We start from the raw sequence: 19343 nt of genomic DNA, 5'->3' as shown, positions 1-19343 counted from the left end.
ATTAATCTATGCCGGAGGATTTCTTCTTATGTATCTTTCGCTGTATCTGCTTTTTGTCTTTTATCTGCGGATCAGCACCATGGAAAACCAGAGAATGGTATTTCCACCCAGATTATATTCCATAGCTTCCTTTTCTACGATCTCACTGACTACCACGCCATAGCTTTCCAGACATGGATGCATATGCTCCGGAAAACGGCATGGTTTTCCGTCCAGATAGGCACAGCGTTCACAGAAGTCACAGGATTCCGTGGAAAGCGTAAAGGTCTCATAGCCCTCTCCCTCCAGAAAATCACGTACCTTCTCTGTAAGCGCTTCGTGTTCCATTCTTGTGGAAAGCATCTCCTTCATGTTCATGATATCCGATACCTCCGCAACGCTGGAAAAGAAAACTGCTTTCGGATAGCTCCGGATCTTCTTTTCGCATTCTGACAGTTCTCCCACTGCCGGAGGACAGGCCCATGTGCTCCCATAACGTTCACATTCCTGTTTACAGATCGTACGCACACGTGACTGTACTTTAATATCCCCGGTATCCAGCACACGATACTCAAAAATGGGATACTGGGAAATAAACTCATCAAATTTTTCTTTTATACTGTTCATACCTTTAAGATCTCCTGTTCTCCAAAAAGGCTCATAACTGCTGCCTCATAGTCACCAAAATGCTGGGATTTTTTGATCTTTTTCAGATATCTGGCATAATTGGTAAAGCCTGGTGCCATATAACTCCACAATTCCTTCATGCGGAAAAGTACATTTCGTTCTCCGGAAAGATATTCCTGATAATCCCGGTAAAGACGGTCATGGAACTGTCGCAGCTTTTTCCGGTATTCTTCCCGATGATCCTCTCCGTCTTCTTTTTGCATAATGGCATCCAGAAGATAGGGCCTTGCGATCAGGCCTCTTCCGTACATGACGCTGTCTGCATCCGGAAATTTCTCCCGGATTTCCTGATAAGCCTCCACTGAAAAAATATCCCCGTTATATCCCAAGGGAACCTTCAGCTTTTCCCTTGCCTCCTCATACAGTCCATATCTGGGAACTCCCTTATAATGATCCTTCAGAAGGCGTGGATGGATGATCAGCTCCTTCAGCGGATATCTGCCGTAGATCTCAAGAAGCCGTTCCCAGTCTTCCTCATAATCCGTTCCCACTCTCGTTTTTATGGAAATCTCCATCCCGGTCTTTTCGAAGATCTCATCCAGAAAACGTTCCAGCTTATCCGGCTCGCCCAGGAAACCGGCACCCTTTCCCTTGGCTGTGACAGTTCCCGAGGGGCATCCCAGATTGAGATTTACTTCCCTGTGTCCGTATTCATCCCGGAAGATATGGGCTGTTTTCACAAAATCCTCCGCATTGTTGGTCAGGATCTGGGGGATCACCGGAAGATCTCCGTTGGTTTCCGGTGATACCTCTTTGATCTCCTTGCTGCTGAGACGTTTATTGGGCTTGGCAGTGATGAAGGGAGTAAAGTATTTATCCATGGGATAAAAACAGTCATGATATGCATTCCGGTAGACCCAGTTGGTTACGCCCTCCATAGGTGCCAGATAATTCTTCATTGTTTATCCTCCTTCATCCGGAAATAGATCTGCTTTCTCCCTCCGCTTCCTGTGGGGATCCTGCCTGTCTCATAATTTCCCAGAGATTTGATAAAGGGGGTCAGCTTGGAATATCCGTAATTACGCACATCAAAATCCGGAAGTCGTTTCCCAAGCTGGTCGCCCAGCTGTCCGGAGGAAAGCCATCCCTCTTCGTCAGAAAATTTCTCGATGATGGCATTAATGGCCTTGCGCACCCGCTTGAGATCTTTGTTCTTCCTGGAGCCGGAGCTGCTCTGTTTGCTGCTGTTTCCGGATTTTTTAGCTTCTGCTGCAGTAGCCAGATCTTCCTTCTTCTCTTCCTCCTGCTGGTTGCGGTAGAGAAGATCCAGATATTTAAACTGGTTGCATGCGGAAATAAACGGCTTCGGCGTCTTCTCCTCCCCCATACCCAGGACCAGCATTCCGGATTCCCGGAGCCTTGCTGCCAGACGGGTGAAATCGCTGTCCGAAGAAACAATACAATATCCATCCACATTTCCGGAATACAGAATATCCATGGCATCAATGATCATCGCTGAATCGGTGGCGTTTTTTCCGGTGGTATAGCTGTACTGCTGGATAGGGATGATGGAATCCTCCAGGAGGACATTTTTCCAGGAGGAAAGCCGTGCACTGGTCCAGTCTCCATAGATCCGTTTGTAGGTGGCTATGCCGATGTTTGCCACTTCATCCACGATGATCTTGATGTATTTGTCTGATACATTATCTGCATCGATCAGTATTGCAATTCTTAATTCGTTGTCCATAAATCCAACCTTTTCTGTTTAATCTGTGCCGTCTCCGATGCGGATTAATGCTCCAGCATGATCTTGAGGATCTCTCTGTCTGTTTCCTTCATACCGTCTTTTCCGATCTGTCCCACACAGCTGATGGTCTCTGCGGTTTCTTCCTGGAGAATTCCTGTATAAGGTGCATAAGACTGCCCGTTCATGGCAAGATGATGCGCCAGAAAGGCTGCGTCAAGACAGGCTGCGATCTTGGCAGCACAGGAAATCTTGGCCCCATCACAGATGATTCCCGGAATATTGGCAAGGGTATTCTCGATCGTTTTTTTGATCAGGGAAATATCTCCGCCTACCATATAGGTAATGGCAGCTCCGGCTGCACAGGAGGCCGATACCGCACCGCAGAAGGCAGACAGCTTCCCTATATATTGCTTCTGATAAACTGTGAGGAGATTGGAAAACACCAGAGCCCTGTAGAGGCTGTAATCCGGTAGCTCCATCTCTCTTGCATAGACGATCAGCGGAACAGAGCATGCAATTCCCTGATTTCCGCTTCCGGAATTGATGACAACCGGCATATCACAGCCACCCATACGTGCCTCAGAAGCCGCTGCAGTAAGACTTCTCATTCTGGTGAGCATATCGTGAGAATAATTTTCACGGATCACGCGCCCGATACCCAGGCCGTATTTTCCGGTCATTCCCTCATGAGCAATGGCCATATTGCTTCTGATCTGCGCATCCAGAAGCTCCTTTACATCGGAAAGCTCTACGGTATCTGCAAATTCCCGAATATCCTCCAGATTTAACAGGCCGCGGTCCGTCTCTTCCTTTTCTTCCACTGCTTTATCTGCATCAAGGAGGATCTCTCCGTTTTTGCTGATCCTGGTCACGTTAATATGATCGTATTTGATCTCTAGGCTGACGGCATCTTCACCGGCATACATTTCGATGATAATGTGAAGGACTACCGGCGTGTCCAGAAGCTCCACCTTACAGATATCTGCCTCCAGAAGTTCCCGGCAGCGTGCCCTGCCCTTTTCATCGACTTTGGAAAGAACTTCCATATTCAGTGAGGCATCTCCTGCCACCGCCCCAAGGATCACACCTGCAGGAATCCCCTTTAAGCCTCCTGAATTGGGAATGATCACACAACGCACATTTTTGATGATATTTCCGGAACATTTTGCTACGATACGCTCCGGCTCTTTCCCAAGGATCTCTCTTGCTCTTGCCGCACCATAGGCCAGAGCGATCGGTTCTGTACATCCCATAGCCGGGATCATCTCCTCACGGAGGATCGCCAGATAGTTTTTATATATATTTTTGTCCACTTTTTTATTTACCTTCCCGTATTTTATGATTATTTCTTTTCCTGATATTTATGACATGCTACCATATGTCCCGGCTCCACCTGACGAAGTGCCGGGGTTTCCTGTCTGCAGCGTTCCTCACACCACGGACAGCGGTTATGGAAGCGGCAGCCCCCGATAGATCTGGACTGTACTCCGGTATCCGTAACGATCTGATCCAGAGTTTTGACTCTCGGGTCCGGAACCGGAATCGAGGAGATCAGCATTTTTGTATAAGGATGCAGCGGATTGGAATAGAGCTTATCTGCATCTGCGATCTCCATGAGATTTCCAAGATAAAGCACCCCGATCTCATCACAGATCTTCTGGACCACCTGCAGCTGATGGCTGATGAACAGATAGGTCAGCCCGTATTTTTCCTGAAGATCCTGAAGCATCTGGACGATCTGGGCCTGCAGGGAAACATCCAGCGCAGAAATGGGCTCATCGCAGACTACAAATTCCGGCTGTACGGAAAGTGCTCTTGCAATGGAAATCCTCTGACGCTGTCCGCCGGAAAACTCATGAGGATACTTCAAAAGATCCTGCTCTTTGAGGCCAACCACGCGGATCAGTTCTTTTGCACGCTCCTTACGTTCTTTCTGCGTGTACATTTTATGGATCGCCATAGGCTCACAGATGATATCCTGCACTGTATGGCTTGAGTCCAGAGAGGAATAGGGATCCTGAAAAACGGACTGCATTTTTTTGCGGTATGGAAGCAGTTCTTTTTCCCCCATGGCTCCGATCTCTGTTCCTTCATAAAAAATCTCACCGCCTGTGGGTTTATGATAACGTAGGATTGCCTTTCCGATGGTAGATTTTCCGCTTCCGGATTCTCCTACCAGACCGAAGGTTTTCCCCTTTTCAATCGAAAAGCTTACCTGATCCACAGCCTTCAGTATGCCCGGCTTAAAGGACAGAAGCTTCGGAGATTTCTGTTTAAAATATACTTTCAGATCTTTTACTTCAATTAAGGGTTTGCTCATCTCTTCTCCTCCCTTCTGTGACAAAATATCCTGTGTCCCTCTGAAGCCTCATAATATTTCGGAAGACAGGCTTCACAGGTTTTGTCCGCATATTTACAGCGATTCAGGAAGGGACACAGATCACCGTTTCCGTCCGAAAGATCTCTCTCCAGAAACTGTTCAAAGGTACCTCCCACCCGCGGCATGCTTGCGATCAGTGCCTGTGTATAGGGATGTCCCGGATGAAGAAAGATTTCTTCTACAGTTCCCTCTTCCACCACGTAGCCACCACACATGACAGCTACCCGTTTACAGGTCTGCGCTACAACGCCCAGATCATGGGTGATCAGGATGATGCTCATATTGTTTTTTTTCTGAAGTTCCAGAAGTAGATGAAGGATCTGCGCCTGGATCGTAACGTCCAGGGCTGTGGTCGGCTCATCTGCGATCAGGATCTTCGGATCACTGCTCATGGCCATGGCGATCATCACACGCTGGCGCATACCACCGGAAAGCTCGTGGGGATAGCTATTCATAGCCTTTTCCGGGTCTGTGATGCCAACGGCTGTGAGGAGCTCCAGCACCCGGGCCTTTGCTTCTTTTTTGTTCATATTGGTATGGCGTCGGATCAGCTCTACCATCTTATTGCCAACAGTGTAAACCGGATTCAGTGCGGAAAGAGAATCCTGAAAGATCATGGCGATCTCACCACCGCGGATCTCACGGAGCGCTGCTTCATTTTTCTTCAGGATATCTTCTCCCCGGAACAGGATCTCACCACCCATGATCTTACAGTTGGATGGTCCGAGACGGAGAATGGATTTGGTGGTCACGCTTTTTCCGCTTCCGGACTCTCCTACGATCCCGAAAAAATCCCCCTCACCGATGGCAAAACCTGCACCTTTTACTGCCTGTGTCTCTCCAAGGTCTGTAAAGAAAGACACCTTCAGATCTTTTACTTCCAGTAATTTTTCCATATGTAAATGTCCTCCTTACTTGGGCTCGAATACTTTTCTTAATACTTCTCCCAGATAATTGAAGCTGACGACCGTGATCAGGATCAGGATTCCGGGGAAAATAGCCAGATACGGTGCCTGCTGGATATAGCGCTGTGCATTGCTCAGCATACTTCCCCAGGAAGCCGTAGGCGGCTGGATACCCAGGCCGAAAAAGCTCAGTGCAGATTCCATCAGGATGGCATTGGCAATGTTCATGGTTGCAGCCACGATAATGGTAGGCATGATGTTAGGCAGGATATGATGTACAATGGTGGAGAATTTCTTCTGTCCGGAGATCTTTGCATAGATGACATACTCTCTCTCGTTCAGGGAAATAGTCTCGCCACGGACGATCCTGGCAATATTCATCCAGGTCAGAAAGCCGATGATCAGGACAATGTTCTGAAGTCCCGGTTTCAGAAAGGCATTCATAACGATCATGATCAGGAATGTCGGAAGGCTCATCAGTGCATCCACCAGACGCATCAGCACCGCATCCACCGTTCCTCCCACAAAACCGCTGATGGAACCGATGATCACACCAAGGGCTGTCGAAAGCACCATGGAAAGGAAGCCCACCAGAAGGGATGCTCTTCCTCCGTAAATACAGCGGGCCAGATAATCCCGTCCCATATCATCCGTACCGAAAAGATGCGCCATGGAAGGAGCATTCAGTCTCTCTGTGGCGCTGATGGCATTGGGATCTACCGGATACAAAAAGGCAAAAATGGAGATCAGTGCCAGCAGGATGATCGCTGCTGCACCTACCACTGCAAGTTTATTTGTCTTAAAACCAAGTTTGATATTTTTCCAGATATTTTCTCTCATGTCCCTTTACCTCCTAACATCCTGCTTTGCGGATCCTCGGATCAAAGACAGCATACAGGATATCTGCCAGAAGATTTCCGAGCACCACGAGAAGCGCGGTAAACATGGTGATTCCCATGATCAGGGGATAATCATACTGCATAACAGCGGTCACTGCCAGCTGACCGATTCCCGGCCATGCAAAAACCTGCTCGGTGATAATGGCACCGGAAACCAGAGACTGCAGGCTCATTCCGAGAACTGTGATCATAGGAAGCATGGCATTTTTCAGTACATGCCGGAAAAGGATTCCAGACTCTTTCATTCCGTAAGCCTTCTGCACCATAACATAATCGGAGGACATTTCCGTAATGGTACTGCTTCTTAAATACCGGATGTACTGTGACGCATTTGCAAAGGTCAGAACTGCGCAAGGCATGACCATATGCAGGATCAGATCTCCTAAGGAACGGTTGCCGTCTGAATGCATACCGATACTTGGCAGGATATGGAGATGCACACTGAAGAGATAGATCAGCATGATACCGAACCAGAACGTAGGAATGGAGATACCTACATAACAGAACATGCTGGTGATCTTATCCAGAACACCATTTTTATTCTTTCCGGAATACAGGCCCAGTACAATGGCAATGAGAAAACCAAGCAGCATGCTGGTTCCCATTAGGATCACGGTTGCAGGAAGCCTCTCCAGCATCTGTGTCAGGACCGGTCGGTTATTCATCAGGGAATTTCCGAAATTCCCGTGAAGGATCCTTCCCAGCCACAGAAAGTACTGCTCATAGACAGGCTTTGTAAGTCCCAGGCTTTCTCTCAGGTTCTGGATATATTCTTCACTCATATTTGGTTCCACATAAGTCAGGACAGGATCTCCGGGCGCTGCTTTTGTCAGTGCAAAGCAGAGAACAGAGACAATAAACAGTGTCAGAATACACTGTATCAGACGGTTTACGATCTTCTTCAAAATGTACCTCCTTTATTTTCCCCGAAAACAGGAAATCGGCTGGCGCAAAAACGCGTCAGCCTCTTTCTGTTTCCGGTATTCATCCGCTATAAAATTATTTATTTCTCCAATGTGTAGATCTTGGAATAATCATAATAAATAGTTTTTAACAGACATTCATCAAAGCCTCCGAAATCTTTACTTACCGCATAGAAACCATTGGAATAAGCGATCGGATAGATATACATGTTATCATTGATCGTATTCTGGATCTCCTTATAAATCTCGCCACGTTTTGTCTCATCTGCAGTGCTGTTGCCCTCTTCCCACAATGCATCCAGATCTGTATCCTTGATCCTGGAATAGTTGGAACGGCTGACGGAAGAACTCATGTCTGCATAAAGGCTCGGCTCTTCTCCCAGAGTGTAGAAGCTCAGTACCAGATCATAATCTGTGCACTCAGGATCCTTTGTCTTATTCTTGAAGGTAGACTCATCTGTAGGAAGAAGATTGATGGTGATTCCTACATTGGCAAGGGCAGACTGTACATACAGAGCCTCACTCTCCATTGTCTTATCTGTGGAGATATACATCAGGTTCAGAGAAAGACTTGTCTTTCCTGCTTCGGAAAGGAGCTCCTGTGCTTTAGCCGGATCATTGTCGTAGGTATTGTCCGGTTTTGTATAGTAGAGTGTATCCGGTGTAAAAATAGAATCTGCAGGCTCTGCATAATCCTCGGAAAGGAAAGCAAACTGACAGAACTCCTCTTTATTCAGTGCGTATGCGATCGCCTGACGTACCTTTACATCCTGAAGATCTTCGTTCAGCTCATTCATGAACATGGCGTTGACACGTCCGGAATTATAGGTATTGATGTTTACGTTATCGTAAGCACTGACGGTATCGTAATCATCTGCGCTGATCAGACGTGCATCCAGATCTCCGCTTGCAAGTGCCGCATTGGCGGAGCTGGAATCCTTTACGATCTTGAAGGTGATGGAATCCAGATTTACATCATCAAAATAGTCATCGAATTTTGTTACTTTATAATACTCTCCGGATTTGTATTCCTCGAACTTAAAAGGACCACTTCCCACCGGTTCATTGTTGAGATCACTTTCTCCGATATTCTCCACGCCGTCATAAATATGCTTCGGAATACAGTAAACCTGGCTCAGTCCACCAAGAAATCCTGCGGAAGATGATCCAAGGGAAATCTTGACTGTAAGGTCATCAACCTTCTCTGCCTCTACTGCCTTGTCATTAACGTATCCGTAAGAAGAATACGGAACATTCTGCTTCTCATCTACCAGCACCTGCATGGTGAATACCACATCATCGGCTGTGATCGGCTGACCGTCATGCCATTTCAGTCCGTCTTTGAGCTTCAGTGTGAATTCGCTGGCATCATCATTGGCTGTTACACTTTCGCAAAGTCCGTTTCCGTAATACATCTCTCCGTTCACGATCTCAAAAAACGGGCTGTACAGTGCCTGCATCATATCGAAGCTTGTCTGATCCACAACATAAAGCGGATTGATGTTCTGCGGATCTGCTGTTTCTGCAATGGTAATATTTCCGCCTTCCGCCTTGGTTCCTTCTGTTTCTGCTGCAAAAGCAGTCATTCCTGACATAACAGTTGTTCCTGCCACTGCAGCTACCAGAAGCGCTGCCAGTACTTTTTTTCTCATTTCCTGTTCCTCCTGTGTTTCAGTGAGTATACCTCTTTTCCCACCAGTTTAATATGATATAAGCAAGATAATACTATACCATATTACCTTTGTCAAGCTGTCCCTGGCTCTTCAGAGATTTTTTTACTGCATTTCGTTAAAGCTTGTATTTATTCTACATACAGATCACACAGGCGTCAAGATAAATTTTCTGTATCTTGCCTCTGATCTATATATATTTCCTTAATTCGTCATATTTTTGATCCAGTGTCCGTAATTGCACTTCAAAAATGCAGGCACGCATTTAAAGATCTGATCTGCATTCAGGCAGCATACCACCACTGCCGGAGATGCCTTGACCACAAATGCCATAAACATGGACAGAGGGATCACGATCCCCCAGGTACTGATCAGGTCCACCTTCATGGAATAAGCGATGCTTCCGCTTCCCCGGATGATACCACCGTTTGTCGGCATCTGATAGGACATTCCTACCATTACTACACTTAAGTCATTACCGAAAGCCCGAAGGCAACCCCTGCAATTTCCACACAGCGCAGTGTAGCAAGCAGGATCTGCGTCACCGCAAAGAAAAAGTAAGTAAACCGGATGATCGCCAGATAGGAAAGACCGGCTTCGATAATCGCCTGATCTGTTGTAAAAAGCCCCAGCAGCTGTGTTGGAAAAAGACTGGCCAGGATAAACAGCACAAGGGCAATAAAAAAGCCTGTGCTCATGGCCCAGGCACCGATCTTCCTTACCGGCTCTGTCTCTTTCTTTCCCCAGTACTGACTTCCGAATATGACAAGTCCGTCTCCCAGCGCCATAAGCAGCTGCTGAAAGACGAACTGTACCTGGTTTACGGTGGTCACACCGGATAATGCAGTTTCGCTAAAGGCTCCAAGCATAATGTTGTCCGCAAGATTGACACTTAAGGTCACTACATTCTGCAGCACCAGCATGGAGCATAATTTCAGAAAATTACGATAAAAACTCTTCATCAGTCTTTTACGATGGCAATGATATCATCTGCGTTGATCACCAGATATTTCTCACCCTCATATTTGATCTCGGTTCCTGTGTATTTTCCGTAGATCACACGGTCGCCCGGCTTTACCTGTACCGGTACTTCTTTACCGTCTACGACCTTACCGCCACCTACTGCGATAACCTCTGCCTGCTGGGTTTTCTCCTTGGAGCTGTCCGGAAGTACGATGCCGGATGCGGTTTTGTCTTCTGTCTCAAAATATTTTACGATAACTCTGTCTGCAACTGGTTTTAATGCCATATTCATTTCCTTCTTTCTGTGATTATTAGCACTCTTGAGCTTCGAGTGCTACTCTTTTTTTATCATACTACATATCCGAAAATTGTCAAGATATTTGCAGATATGTAGTATGATATTATTTATGATAGGGCTCTCCGCTGATGATACGATAGCTGCGGTAGATCTGTTCCAGAAGGATCACACGCATCAGCTGATGAGGAAATGTCATCTTCGAAAAGCTTAAAGCATAGTCTGATCTCTTCAGTACTTCTTTTCCAAGACCGATAGAGCCGCCGATCACAAACTGGATATGGCTGGTCCCACGTATTCCCAGCTCGTTGATCTTCCGTGCGAAGTTCTCAGAGGTCAGCTGTTCGCCTCCGATCTCCAGAGTGATCACAAACGCATCATCCCGGATATATTTAAGAAGACGCTCCCCTTCCTTGTTCCGAATGGCATCTTCTACTGTTTCGCTGGCATTATCCGGTGTTTTTTCGTCGGACACTTCTATGATCTCCAGCTTGCAGTAACGCCCAAGGCGCTTGGAATACTCCGCAATGGCATCCCGCAGATATTTTTCCTTGATCTTCCCTACTGTCAGGATACTTATTTTCATCCGCCGTTCTCCTCCAGATAATTCTCAAATTCTTCTGCTGACATCAAAACCTTCCTTGGCTTGGTTCCTTCCTCCGGACCTACCACTCCTGCGTCACAAAGCTGATCCATGATCCTTGCCGCACGGTTAAATCCGATTTTGAACATACGCTGGAGCATACCGATGGAGGCCTTTTCCTTCTCAATGATAAATTTACCGGCTTCTGTAAAATAGACATCTCTGTCACCGCCGCCGGCTCCTCCCGGGACACCGGCTGTATTGACCTGCTTCTCGATGGAGGTATCATAAACAGCACCCTGGTTTTTGTCAGAAACATATTCTACGACTGCACTGACCTCCTCATCTGAAACAAAAGCACCCTGCAGTCTGGCCGGCTTCTGATACCCCTGAGGATAAAACAGCATATCGCCCTTGCCAAGAAGCTTCTCGGCACCGTTCATATCCAGGATCGTTCTGGAATCCACACCGGAAGATACGGAAAATGCGATCCTGGACGGCATATTGGCCTTGATCAGACCTGTGATGACATTGACCGATGGCCTCTGGGTAGCAATGATCAGATGTATACCTGCTGCACGTGCCAGCTGGGCCAGACGGCAGATCGCATCCTCAACTTCTCCCGGCGCAACCATCATAAGATCCGCAAGCTCGTCCACGATGATCACGATCTGCGGCATCTTCTCAGGTGCCTTTTCTCCCTCCGGGACCCGCATATTGGCAACCTTTTTATTATATTCTCCAAGATTACGTACCCCATATTCCGCAAAGGCATTGTAACGGCTGGTCATCTCGGAAACAGCCCAGTTCAACGCACCGGCCGCTTTCTTCGGATCTGTGACCACCGGAATGAACAGGTGCGGGATCCCGTTATATACACTGAGCTCCACCACCTTCGGATCGATCATGATCAGACGCACCTCATCCGGTGTAGCCTTATAAAGGATGCTGATGATCAGCGTATTGATGCAGACGGATTTTCCGGAGCCGGTTGCTCCGGCGATAAGAAGATGCGGCATCTTGGCAATATCTGCCACTACCGGTTTTCCGGCAATATCCTTACCTGCTGCAAAGGACAGCTTGGATTTTGCATTTTTAAACTCCTCTGACTGAAGAAGATCCCGCAGCATGACCGCGCTGTTCTCCTTGTTCGGGACCTCGATCCCCACGGCTGCCTTTCCCGGTATCGGTGCTTCGATACGGATATCCGGTGTAGCAAGATTCAGCTTGATATCATCGGAAAGACCAACGATCTTGCTGACCTTCACACCCATTTCCGGCTGCAGCTCATAGCGGGTAACGGTAGGTCCGCAGCTCACATTAGTAATGGTTACATTAACACCGAAATTATGCAGGGTTTCCTGAAGCTTCTGTGCTGTTTTGCGCAGATGTGCATCGGAATCTCCCTGAGATCTGCCATCTCCGCGCTTCAGAAGCTTCAGCGGCGGATACTGATATGGTTTCTTCTCCGGAGCTTCCCCCTGGCTGATCTCATGCTGGATATTTCTGATCCCATGCTCGATCTCTGTCTGAGATGACTTCGGGTTTCTGGAGGGCTGATGGGATGCCTTCTGTTCAGCTTCCGGCTGAGGATCCTCCTTTATCTCAGCGGGAGCGGCTGCCTTTCCTGTTTCCCGGGAAGCTTTTACTGCTGTCTCAGTTTTTGACGGCAGGACCTGCTGCATCTCGGGAATATCCACATCCTCGTAGCCGGCATAAGCATCCTCCTCTTCGGCTTCCTGCATTTCTCTTTCGAAATCCGGCTCCTCCAACTCTTCCCGGGCCGGCTGCGGCTGTGAACGATGGATCTGGAATTCCAGCGGCTGAGCATGCTCCTCCGGCTTCTCATCAGGCCCTGGATCCTCTTCTGTCAGATCTGTATCTGCCGGAAGTACAGCCTTTTGTTCATCGAGGAAAGAAGGAAGATTAAATTCTCCCTCCCGGTTCGCCTTCACCGCAGCCTGTCTTTCTTTCTGCGATCTTCTTGTTTTTTTCTTTTGTTTTTTTGAGATATTTTCCGGATCTTTCTCTGTAAGGGCAAGTTCTTCTTCCTCCAGCTCTTCTTCCAGCCGGCGGATCTTCTCCGCTCTTTTTTCCGCACGGATCTTTCTGCGAAGCTCCTTCTGCTTTTCTCTGTCCGGCTGTCCCTCAAGATAAGCTTCTCTGCCCTCTCTTGCTGCATCTGTAAAAAAGTCCAGGATCTTATTCATAAATCCGAAGAAGGATCTCTGTGTTATGATGATGAGAGACACAAGAAGCACCAGAACGATGATCACAGTTCCGCCCACAACGCCAAAAGCGGATGCTGTGGAAATACATACTGCACCACCGAATACTCCACCGCCGGTACGGTATTCCGAACTCAGTGAATAATAATCCGAAAACGTGGTGCTTGGCGTATAACCCTCTGTGATCAGCTGAAGAAAACCGCAGAGGAACACAAAAAATACCACGCCCGCCAGTACCTTTTTGTAGGCAAGGCGGTTGGTATTGTTCACGATCAGGAACGTAACTCCGGCAAAAAGCAGGATCGGGAAAATATATGCACAAAGTCCCATGATGCCAAAGCATACGGCACTGATGGCATTTCCTACGATCCCTCCCATACCAAATGCACTGATCATCAGGATCAGGCAGGCCGCAAACATCACAAGGATCAGAATCTCTGTCTGAAAGCGGTTACCGACAGGCTGCTGCTTCGCCGCAGGTTTTCTTTTTCTTTTTTTTGTCGTTTTTGAAGCTGCCATTGTCAGACTCCTCCCAGTTGATATCAAATATAATTCGCTGCCAGAATAAGGATTCCGGCTGCAAAAGAATAAAATGCAAAATAACGCAGTCTGACCTGATTCGAAAGCTTAAGCATAAAACGGATCACCAGATAGCCTGTGATCCCGGCCACGATCATTCCAAGAACATAAGTAAATCCCTGGCCAACAGTCATATGAACAGAAGTGAACTCTCCCATCTCCACAAAAAAAGCTCCCAACACAGCCGGAATGCTCATCAGCAGCGAATATTTCACTGCAAACTTTCTTCCGAGGCCGCAGAAAAGTCCTGCACTCATGGTAAGTCCAAGCCTGGAAAGTCCCGGAAACACAGAAAGACCCTGGCAGATACCCATCCACATAGCATCTCCGAAGCTGGTTTCTTTTGTTCCCTTGCTGCCATTGATATTACTGTAGTCCACAACAAGGAGGATCACACCTGTAAGAAGGATTCCAATCCCGGAAAACATGTGTGAGGATGCGCTTCGCACAACAAGTCGTTTGCACTGATATCCGATCAGGACTGTAGGAATAGTGGATACCATGATCAGGGCAGTAAGCTTCCGGTAAGTTCCGCTTATGATCTTTGCGTAGGTAAGCTCTTTCCCAGTCCTACGGTTATAGAGAAAAATATTGGCATTTCCGATCAGATCCAGTATCATTCCGATCAGCTCGATCCCGATCTTCTTGATGTCCTTCAGAAAAACAAGGATCAGAGCTATCATAGTTCCCAGATGGAGCATCACTTCAAAAAGCACACCGGAGCCTCTGGTACCGCCCAAAAGATCCTGCACTCCACAGAGATGTCCGAAGCTGCTCACCGGCAGAAATTCGGTGATTCCCTGAATGATTCCCAATATAATCGCATGTATCACTGACATAATGATATTTCCTTTTCTTAAATTTTTTCCAACACATTATAGCATAACTGAGTAAAACTTACAATCTTCACTTGGCAAAAACTTCAAACAAATGTTCTTTTTTTGATCTGCAAGAAAAAAAATCCTCCGACTGCATCAGAAAACACAGTCGGAGGATCTGTTTATAAACAGACTTTCTGCTTATTTATTTTTCAGATATTCGTCGATACCTTTTGCACCAGCTTTACCTGCACCCATGGCAAGGATTACGGTAGCTGCACCTGTAACGGCGTCACCACCGGCATATACGCCGTCCTTGGATGTCTTACCGGTTTCTTCCTCGGCAACGATACATCTTCTCTTGTTGATGTCAAGGCCCTTGGTTGTGGAAGAGATCAGCGGGTTCGGTGAAGTACCAAGAGACATGATGACAGTATCTACATCCATATCATACTCGGAACCAGGAATCTCTACCGGACGTCTTCTTCCGGATGCATCCGGCTCACCAAGCTCCATCTTGACAACCTTCATACCGTTTACGTGGCCGTTCTCATCAACGAGGATCTCCTTCGGATTTGTAAGAAGATCAAAGATGATACCCTCTTCCTTAGCGTGATGAACTTCCTCTGCTCGTGCAGGAAGCTCTGCCTCACTTCTTCTGTATACGATATGTACCTCAGCACCAAGTCTCAGCGCTGTTCTTGCAGCATCCATGGCAACGTTACCACCGCCGACAACTGCAACCTTTTTGCCTGCTGCGATCGGTGTATCATAGGAATCATCGAATGCTTTCATGAGGTTGCTTCTTGTCAGGTACTCGTTTGCAGAGAATACACCGCTTGCATTCTCACCCGGGATACCCATGAACATCGGAAGTCCTGCACCGGAACCGATGAATACAGCCTCAAAGCCCTCATCCTCGATCAGCTGATCGATGGTAGTGGATTTACCGATGACAACGTTTGTCTCGAATTTAACGCCAAGCTCTTTGACCTTCTCGATCTCTTTCTTAACAACCTTCTGCTTCGGAAGACGGAACTCCGGAATACCGTAAACAAGAACACCGCCAAGCTCATGAAGAGCCTCGAATACAGTGACATCGTATCCTGCCTTTGCAAGGTCACCTGCACAGGTAAGTCCGGATGGACCGGAACCAATCACTGCAACCTTATGTCCGTTCTTAACCTCTGCTCCTGCAGGTTTGATATCATGCTCCAGAGCATAGTCTGCAACGAATCTCTCCAGCTTACCGATAGAAACAGCCTCGCCCTTCTTACCGCGGATACACTGTCCCTCACACTGGGATTCCTGCGGACATACACGACCACAGATAGCCGGAAGTGCGGAAGATAAACCGATCACCTTGTAAGCCTCTTCCATGTTGCCTTCTTTGATGTGCTCGATAAATCCCGGAATATTGATGGATACCGGACATCCCTCTACACATTTCGGTTTCTTACAGCCAAGGCATCTCTGTGCCTCTTCCATTGCTTCTTCCTGATTATATCCAAGACATACTTCCTCGAAGTTTGTCGCACGTACCTTCGGATCCTGCTCTCTTACAGGAACTTTTTTTAACATTTTTGCATCTGCCATTAGTTGTCACCTCCGCAATGTCCGCATCCACCGTGGTGGGTATCGCCTTCCTGAAGCTTCAGTAATGCACGGCCCTCCTGGGTCTTATACATCTGGCTTCTCTTCATAGCCTGATCGAAATCAACGAGATGTCCGTCGAACTCCGGTCCGTCTACGCAGGCAAATTTGATCTCATCACCGACCTGGAGACGACAAGCGCCGCACATACCGGTTCCGTCAACCATGATCGGGTTCATGCTGACAATTGTGTGGATACCAAGCTTCTTGGTAAGAAGACAGACAAATTTCATCATGATCATCGGTCCGATTGCTACACAGACGTCATAATGCTTGCCCTCGTTTGTCACAAGATCTTCAAGAGTCTTTGTTACCATACCGGAACGGCCATAGGAACCGTCATCTGTTGTAACATAAAGATTGGAAACAGCGCCAAGCTCTTTCTCAAGGATAACCATATCCTTAGTCTTGGAACCAAGGATAACATCCGCTGTGATGCCGTGCTCATGGAGCCATTTAACCTGCGGATAAACAGGTGCGGTACCGACACCACCGGCTACGAATACCATTTTTTTCTTCTTAAGTTCTTCGATATCCTCATGGACGAACTCAGACGGACATCCCAGAGGTCCTACGAAATCACGGAATGAATCTCCCGCCTTCAGTGCGGACATCTTAATGGTAGATGCTCCGATCTCCTGGAATACGATGGTAACTGTACCGGCCTCGCGATCGTAATCGCAGATGGTAAGCGGGATCCTTTCTCCCTTTTCGTCAAGTTTCACAATGATAAATTGTCCTGGCAGACAGTGGCTTGCCACACGTGGTGCATGCACAACCATAAGATGGATCTTAGCTGCCAGCGTTTCAGCTTTTAAAACCTTATACATGGTCTTCCTCCTCGCGCAAATTATAAACCTTTATTAATAATACGCTAAAAATCAGCATATGACAAGAGTAGATTTACAATTTCTGTCAAATTTCTTTACCACAGCACAGCGCAACTATGTTAGTCTTATGCAACTAATATCATCAAAAGCCACATACAAAACTGGTTATTTCTGTGTTTTTTTCCTTTCGATAAGGGTATACAATCGGTCCAGTGCCTCCCGGATCCCTCCTACTTCATCGATGAGTCCTTCCTTTACCGCTTCCTCACCCTCCAGCATAGTCCCCACATCTTTTACAAGCTGGGAGGTATCCAGCATCAGCTCCTCCATCCGCTCTGCCGTGATATGTGAATGTCCGGATACAAAGGCAATGATCCGGTCCTGGATCTTTTCCATATTGCGGTAGGACTGCGCCACGCCGATGAACATTCCGTTCTGACGAACCGGATGGACCACCATGGTAGCACTTGGCACGATAAAGGAATAATCTGCTGATACCGCCATGGGTACACCTATGGAATGTCCCCCGCCCAGCACCAGGGAAACCGTAGGGATACTCAGAGACGCGATCATCTCCGCAATGGCAAGCCCTGCCTCCACATCTCCTCCTACCGTATTTAAAAGGATCAGAAGCCCCTCGATCTCCTCATCGTCCTCAATGAGAGCCAGCTTTGGCAGTACATGCTCATACTTGGTTGTTTTGCTGTGAGACGGCGCGGATTCATGACCTTCGATTTCCCCGATCACCGTCAGAAGCTCCACTTTATGCTTCCGGGAATTTCCATCGAGCACTGCCTGCCCGGTTTCCCGGATCTGTTCGTTCTGGCTCGCTTCCCGGTCCAGTTCCTTCTGTTTTCTCTCTTCGCTCTGTTTTTCCATAAAAAAATACCTCCGGAATCTGAAATTCTGGAGGTATTATATGCAAAATATTACTTTCTATTCAGAGATCATTCGTCCCAGTTTGTCCATACGTCAGTAACGTCGTCGTCATCATCAAGAAGATCCAGTGTTCTGTGAAGATCTTTGATAGCCTGATCATCCGTCAGCTCCACATAGGTCTGCGGGATCATGGCGATCTGTGCTTCTACAAGCGGGATTCCGGCTTTCTCAAGAGCCTCACGTACAGCACTGAAATCGTCCGGTGCTGTGATGATCTCAAAGCTGTCCTCTTCCTCGTTGAAGTCCTCAGCACCTGCATCCAGAGCTGTCATCATCAGCTCGTCCGCATCCATCTCGCCGCACTCATCCTCAAGTTCTTCCTTGTCGATGATGATCTGACCCTTCTGGTCGAACATAAAGGATACGCATCCCTGTGTTCCGATGCTTCCGTTACCCTTGGTAAACGCGTTACGTACATTACCTGCAGTACGGTTCTTGTTATCTGTAAGAGTCTCTACGATAATAGCAACACCGTTCGGACCATATCCCTCATATACAGCCTTCTCGTAGCTGTCTGCAGAATCCGCACCTGCTGCCTTCTTGATTCCACGATCGATCGTATCGTTCGGCATGTTGTTCGCTTTTGCTTTTGCGATGACATCACGAAGCTTGCTGTTGTTTGCAGGATCCGGGCCGCCGGCCTTTACTGCCATAACGATCTCACGGCCGATGACTGTGAAGATCTTACCCTTCTTGGCATCATTTTTCTCTTTCTTATGTTTGATGTTGGCAAATTTTGAATGTCCTGACATGGTATCTTCCTCTCCTTGTTACCGTATATTTTCTTTCGTGCCCTGCTCATTTTGGGTACCGTTTTACATAATTGCAACTCGGTTTAATATAGCACTTATGAAAGATTTCGTCAAGAATCAGAAAACAAACCGGTCAAAATTCCTCATGTTCCCCTAAAAAGTCAGTTCCAGACTGATCTCAAGCGCATGATTCACCTTATCAAGCATAGCACTGTCCAGATGACACACCTTATCCTTCAGACGCCGCTTGTCGATGGTGCGGAGCTGTTCCAGAAGGATCACGGAATCCTTTTCGATCCCGTAGGCGGATGCATCGATCTCAATATGTGTCGGCAGTTTTGCCTTATTCATTTTTGATGTAATTGCCGCACAGATCACTGTGGGACTGTGACGGTTACCCACATCGTTCTGGATGATCAGCACCGGACGGATGCCGCCCTGTTCACTGCCCACTACAGGTCTTAAGTCCGCGTAAAAAATATCCCCTCTTTTTATAACCACACAATTCACACTCCGATTCTGGTCCGGCTTATTTGCAAGCCGTATTCCTTTTTACAGATAAGTATTTCCACA

20 protein-coding genes are annotated in these 19343 nt (G+C 47.4%); all 20 read right to left on the bottom strand.

Annotated elements, in window-relative coordinates; all coding sequences use genetic code 11:
- Positions 1 to 60: 60 nt before the first annotated feature.
- A complete protein-coding gene (locus NE638_RS07535) occupies positions 61 to 606 on the bottom strand; it encodes a DUF2284 domain-containing protein (RefSeq protein WP_015524841.1) in 546 nt (181 codons plus the stop codon).
- Entirely contained in the window at positions 603 to 1565 is a 963-nt protein-coding gene (locus NE638_RS07530; protein ID WP_021650541.1) for a tRNA dihydrouridine synthase, read from the bottom strand. The genes NE638_RS07535 and NE638_RS07530 overlap by 4 nt, the downstream gene beginning before the upstream one ends.
- A complete protein-coding gene (locus NE638_RS07525) occupies positions 1562 to 2353 on the bottom strand; it encodes an NYN domain-containing protein (RefSeq protein WP_118368851.1) in 792 nt (263 codons plus the stop codon). Before NE638_RS07525 ends, NE638_RS07530 begins: the two co-directional genes overlap by 4 nt.
- A 44-nt stretch (positions 2354 to 2397) precedes the next feature.
- Positions 2398 to 3618: an L-cysteine desulfidase family protein gene (locus tag NE638_RS07520; RefSeq protein ID WP_044960854.1), complete on the bottom strand. Its 1221-nt coding sequence runs from the start codon at positions 3616 to 3618 to the stop codon at positions 2398 to 2400.
- A 77-nt stretch (positions 3619 to 3695) separates the two neighbouring features.
- Positions 3696 to 4673, bottom strand: coding sequence for an ABC transporter ATP-binding protein (locus NE638_RS07515; protein ID WP_173745976.1), 978 nt, complete (start codon positions 4671 to 4673; stop codon positions 3696 to 3698).
- A complete protein-coding gene (locus NE638_RS07510; protein WP_173741292.1) occupies positions 4670 to 5629 on the bottom strand; it encodes an ABC transporter ATP-binding protein in 960 nt (319 codons plus the stop codon). The genes NE638_RS07515 and NE638_RS07510 overlap by 4 nt, the downstream gene beginning before the upstream one ends.
- Before the next feature lie 15 nt (positions 5630 to 5644).
- Positions 5645 to 6478 (bottom strand): ABC transporter permease, encoded by an 834-nt coding sequence (locus NE638_RS07505; protein WP_021650546.1) that lies wholly within the window; start codon positions 6476 to 6478, stop codon positions 5645 to 5647.
- 13 nt (positions 6479 to 6491) lie between these two features.
- Complete coding sequence (locus NE638_RS07500) at positions 6492 to 7442, bottom strand: ABC transporter permease (protein ID WP_021650547.1); 951 nt, start codon at positions 7440 to 7442, stop codon at positions 6492 to 6494.
- A gap of 98 nt (positions 7443 to 7540) precedes the next feature.
- Entirely contained in the window at positions 7541 to 9112 is a 1572-nt protein-coding gene (locus tag NE638_RS07495; RefSeq protein WP_118608825.1) for an ABC transporter substrate-binding protein, read from the bottom strand.
- A 222-nt stretch (positions 9113 to 9334) separates the two neighbouring features.
- Positions 9335 to 9589, bottom strand: coding sequence for a hypothetical protein (locus NE638_RS18040; protein ID WP_021650549.1), 255 nt, complete (start codon positions 9587 to 9589; stop codon positions 9335 to 9337).
- A gap of 8 nt (positions 9590 to 9597) precedes the next feature.
- Entirely contained in the window at positions 9598 to 10092 is a 495-nt protein-coding gene (locus NE638_RS07490) for an MATE family efflux transporter (protein ID WP_330603397.1), read from the bottom strand.
- Positions 10092 to 10379: a co-chaperone GroES gene (gene groES / locus NE638_RS07485; protein WP_044960825.1), complete on the bottom strand. Its 288-nt coding sequence runs from the start codon at positions 10377 to 10379 to the stop codon at positions 10092 to 10094. Before groES ends, NE638_RS07490 begins: the two co-directional genes overlap by 1 nt.
- A gap of 115 nt (positions 10380 to 10494) precedes the next feature.
- Positions 10495 to 10974 carry a 23S rRNA (pseudouridine(1915)-N(3))-methyltransferase RlmH gene (gene rlmH, locus NE638_RS07480; RefSeq protein WP_021650552.1) on the bottom strand — a complete coding sequence of 160 codons (480 nt, stop codon included), beginning with the start codon at positions 10972 to 10974 and terminating at the stop codon, positions 10495 to 10497.
- Entirely contained in the window at positions 10971 to 13718 is a 2748-nt protein-coding gene (locus NE638_RS07475; RefSeq protein WP_161208429.1) for an FtsK/SpoIIIE family DNA translocase, read from the bottom strand. The genes rlmH and NE638_RS07475 overlap by 4 nt, the downstream gene beginning before the upstream one ends.
- A 23-nt stretch (positions 13719 to 13741) precedes the next feature.
- Entirely contained in the window at positions 13742 to 14617 is an 876-nt protein-coding gene (locus tag NE638_RS07470; RefSeq protein ID WP_173745975.1) for an undecaprenyl-diphosphate phosphatase, read from the bottom strand.
- 180 nt (positions 14618 to 14797) lie between these two features.
- Positions 14798 to 16192 (bottom strand): NADPH-dependent glutamate synthase, encoded by a 1395-nt coding sequence (gene gltA, locus NE638_RS07465; protein WP_021650554.1) that lies wholly within the window; start codon positions 16190 to 16192, stop codon positions 14798 to 14800.
- Positions 16192 to 17079, bottom strand: coding sequence for a sulfide/dihydroorotate dehydrogenase-like FAD/NAD-binding protein (locus tag NE638_RS07460; protein ID WP_015524825.1), 888 nt, complete (start codon positions 17077 to 17079; stop codon positions 16192 to 16194). The genes gltA and NE638_RS07460 overlap by 1 nt, the downstream gene beginning before the upstream one ends.
- Positions 17080 to 17244: 165 nt before the next feature.
- On the bottom strand, positions 17245 to 17958 hold the full coding sequence (locus NE638_RS07455) for a ClpP family protease (RefSeq protein WP_015524824.1): 714 nt from the start codon (positions 17956 to 17958) through the stop codon (positions 17245 to 17247).
- A gap of 68 nt (positions 17959 to 18026) precedes the next feature.
- Complete coding sequence (locus NE638_RS07450) at positions 18027 to 18770, bottom strand: YebC/PmpR family DNA-binding transcriptional regulator (RefSeq protein ID WP_015524823.1); 744 nt, start codon at positions 18768 to 18770, stop codon at positions 18027 to 18029.
- 153 nt (positions 18771 to 18923) lie between these two features.
- A complete protein-coding gene (locus tag NE638_RS07445; RefSeq protein WP_021650556.1) occupies positions 18924 to 19271 on the bottom strand; it encodes a type II toxin-antitoxin system PemK/MazF family toxin in 348 nt (115 codons plus the stop codon).
- Between the last annotated feature and the right edge of the window lie 72 nt (positions 19272 to 19343).

The organism is Blautia sp. MSK.18.38, assembly GCF_024460535.1.
In the GTDB taxonomy this organism is placed as follows: domain Bacteria; phylum Bacillota; class Clostridia; order Lachnospirales; family Lachnospiraceae; genus Blautia_A; species Blautia_A fusiformis.
Note: the sequence above shows the minus strand (reverse complement) of the source record. Positions and strands in the feature narration are given on the sequence as shown.

Excerpts from the sequence above, each read along its gene's own strand:
- NE638_RS07535 (WP_015524841.1), bottom strand. The coding sequence starts at position 606 with ATGAACAGTATAAAAGAAAAATTTGATGAGTTTATTTCCCAGTATCCC.
- NE638_RS07530 (WP_021650541.1), bottom strand. The coding sequence starts at position 1,565 with ATGAAGAATTATCTGGCACCTATGGAGGGCGTAACCAACTGGGTCTAC.
- NE638_RS07525 (WP_118368851.1), bottom strand. The coding sequence starts at position 2,353 with ATGGACAACGAATTAAGAATTGCAATACTGATCGATGCAGATAATGTA.
- NE638_RS07520 (WP_044960854.1), bottom strand. The coding sequence starts at position 3,618 with ATGATCCCGGCTATGGGATGTACAGAACCGATCGCTCTGGCCTATGGT.
- NE638_RS07515 (WP_173745976.1), bottom strand. The coding sequence starts at position 4,673 with ATGAGCAAACCCTTAATTGAAGTAAAAGATCTGAAAGTATATTTTAAA.
- NE638_RS07510 (WP_173741292.1), bottom strand. The coding sequence starts at position 5,629 with ATGGAAAAATTACTGGAAGTAAAAGATCTGAAGGTGTCTTTCTTTACA.
- NE638_RS07505 (WP_021650546.1), bottom strand. The coding sequence starts at position 6,478 with ATGAGAGAAAATATCTGGAAAAATATCAAACTTGGTTTTAAGACAAAT.
- NE638_RS07495 (WP_118608825.1), bottom strand. The coding sequence starts at position 9,112 with ATGAGAAAAAAAGTACTGGCAGCGCTTCTGGTAGCTGCAGTGGCAGGA.
- NE638_RS18040 (WP_021650549.1), bottom strand. The coding sequence starts at position 9,589 with ATGGTAGGAATGTCCTATCAGATGCCGACAAACGGTGGTATCATCCGG.
- NE638_RS07490 (WP_330603397.1), bottom strand. The coding sequence starts at position 10,092 with ATGAAGAGTTTTTATCGTAATTTTCTGAAATTATGCTCCATGCTGGTG.
- groES (WP_044960825.1), bottom strand. The coding sequence starts at position 10,379 with ATGGCATTAAAACCAGTTGCAGACAGAGTTATCGTAAAATATTTTGAG.
- rlmH (WP_021650552.1), bottom strand. The coding sequence starts at position 10,974 with ATGAAAATAAGTATCCTGACAGTAGGGAAGATCAAGGAAAAATATCTG.
- NE638_RS07475 (WP_161208429.1), bottom strand. The coding sequence starts at position 13,718 with ATGGCAGCTTCAAAAACGACAAAAAAAAGAAAAAGAAAACCTGCGGCG.
- NE638_RS07470 (WP_173745975.1), bottom strand. The coding sequence starts at position 14,617 with ATGTCAGTGATACATGCGATTATATTGGGAATCATTCAGGGAATCACC.
- gltA (WP_021650554.1), bottom strand. The coding sequence starts at position 16,192 with ATGGCAGATGCAAAAATGTTAAAAAAAGTTCCTGTAAGAGAGCAGGAT.
- NE638_RS07460 (WP_015524825.1), bottom strand. The coding sequence starts at position 17,079 with ATGTATAAGGTTTTAAAAGCTGAAACGCTGGCAGCTAAGATCCATCTT.
- NE638_RS07455 (WP_015524824.1), bottom strand. The coding sequence starts at position 17,958 with ATGGAAAAACAGAGCGAAGAGAGAAAACAGAAGGAACTGGACCGGGAA.
- NE638_RS07450 (WP_015524823.1), bottom strand. The coding sequence starts at position 18,770 with ATGTCAGGACATTCAAAATTTGCCAACATCAAACATAAGAAAGAGAAA.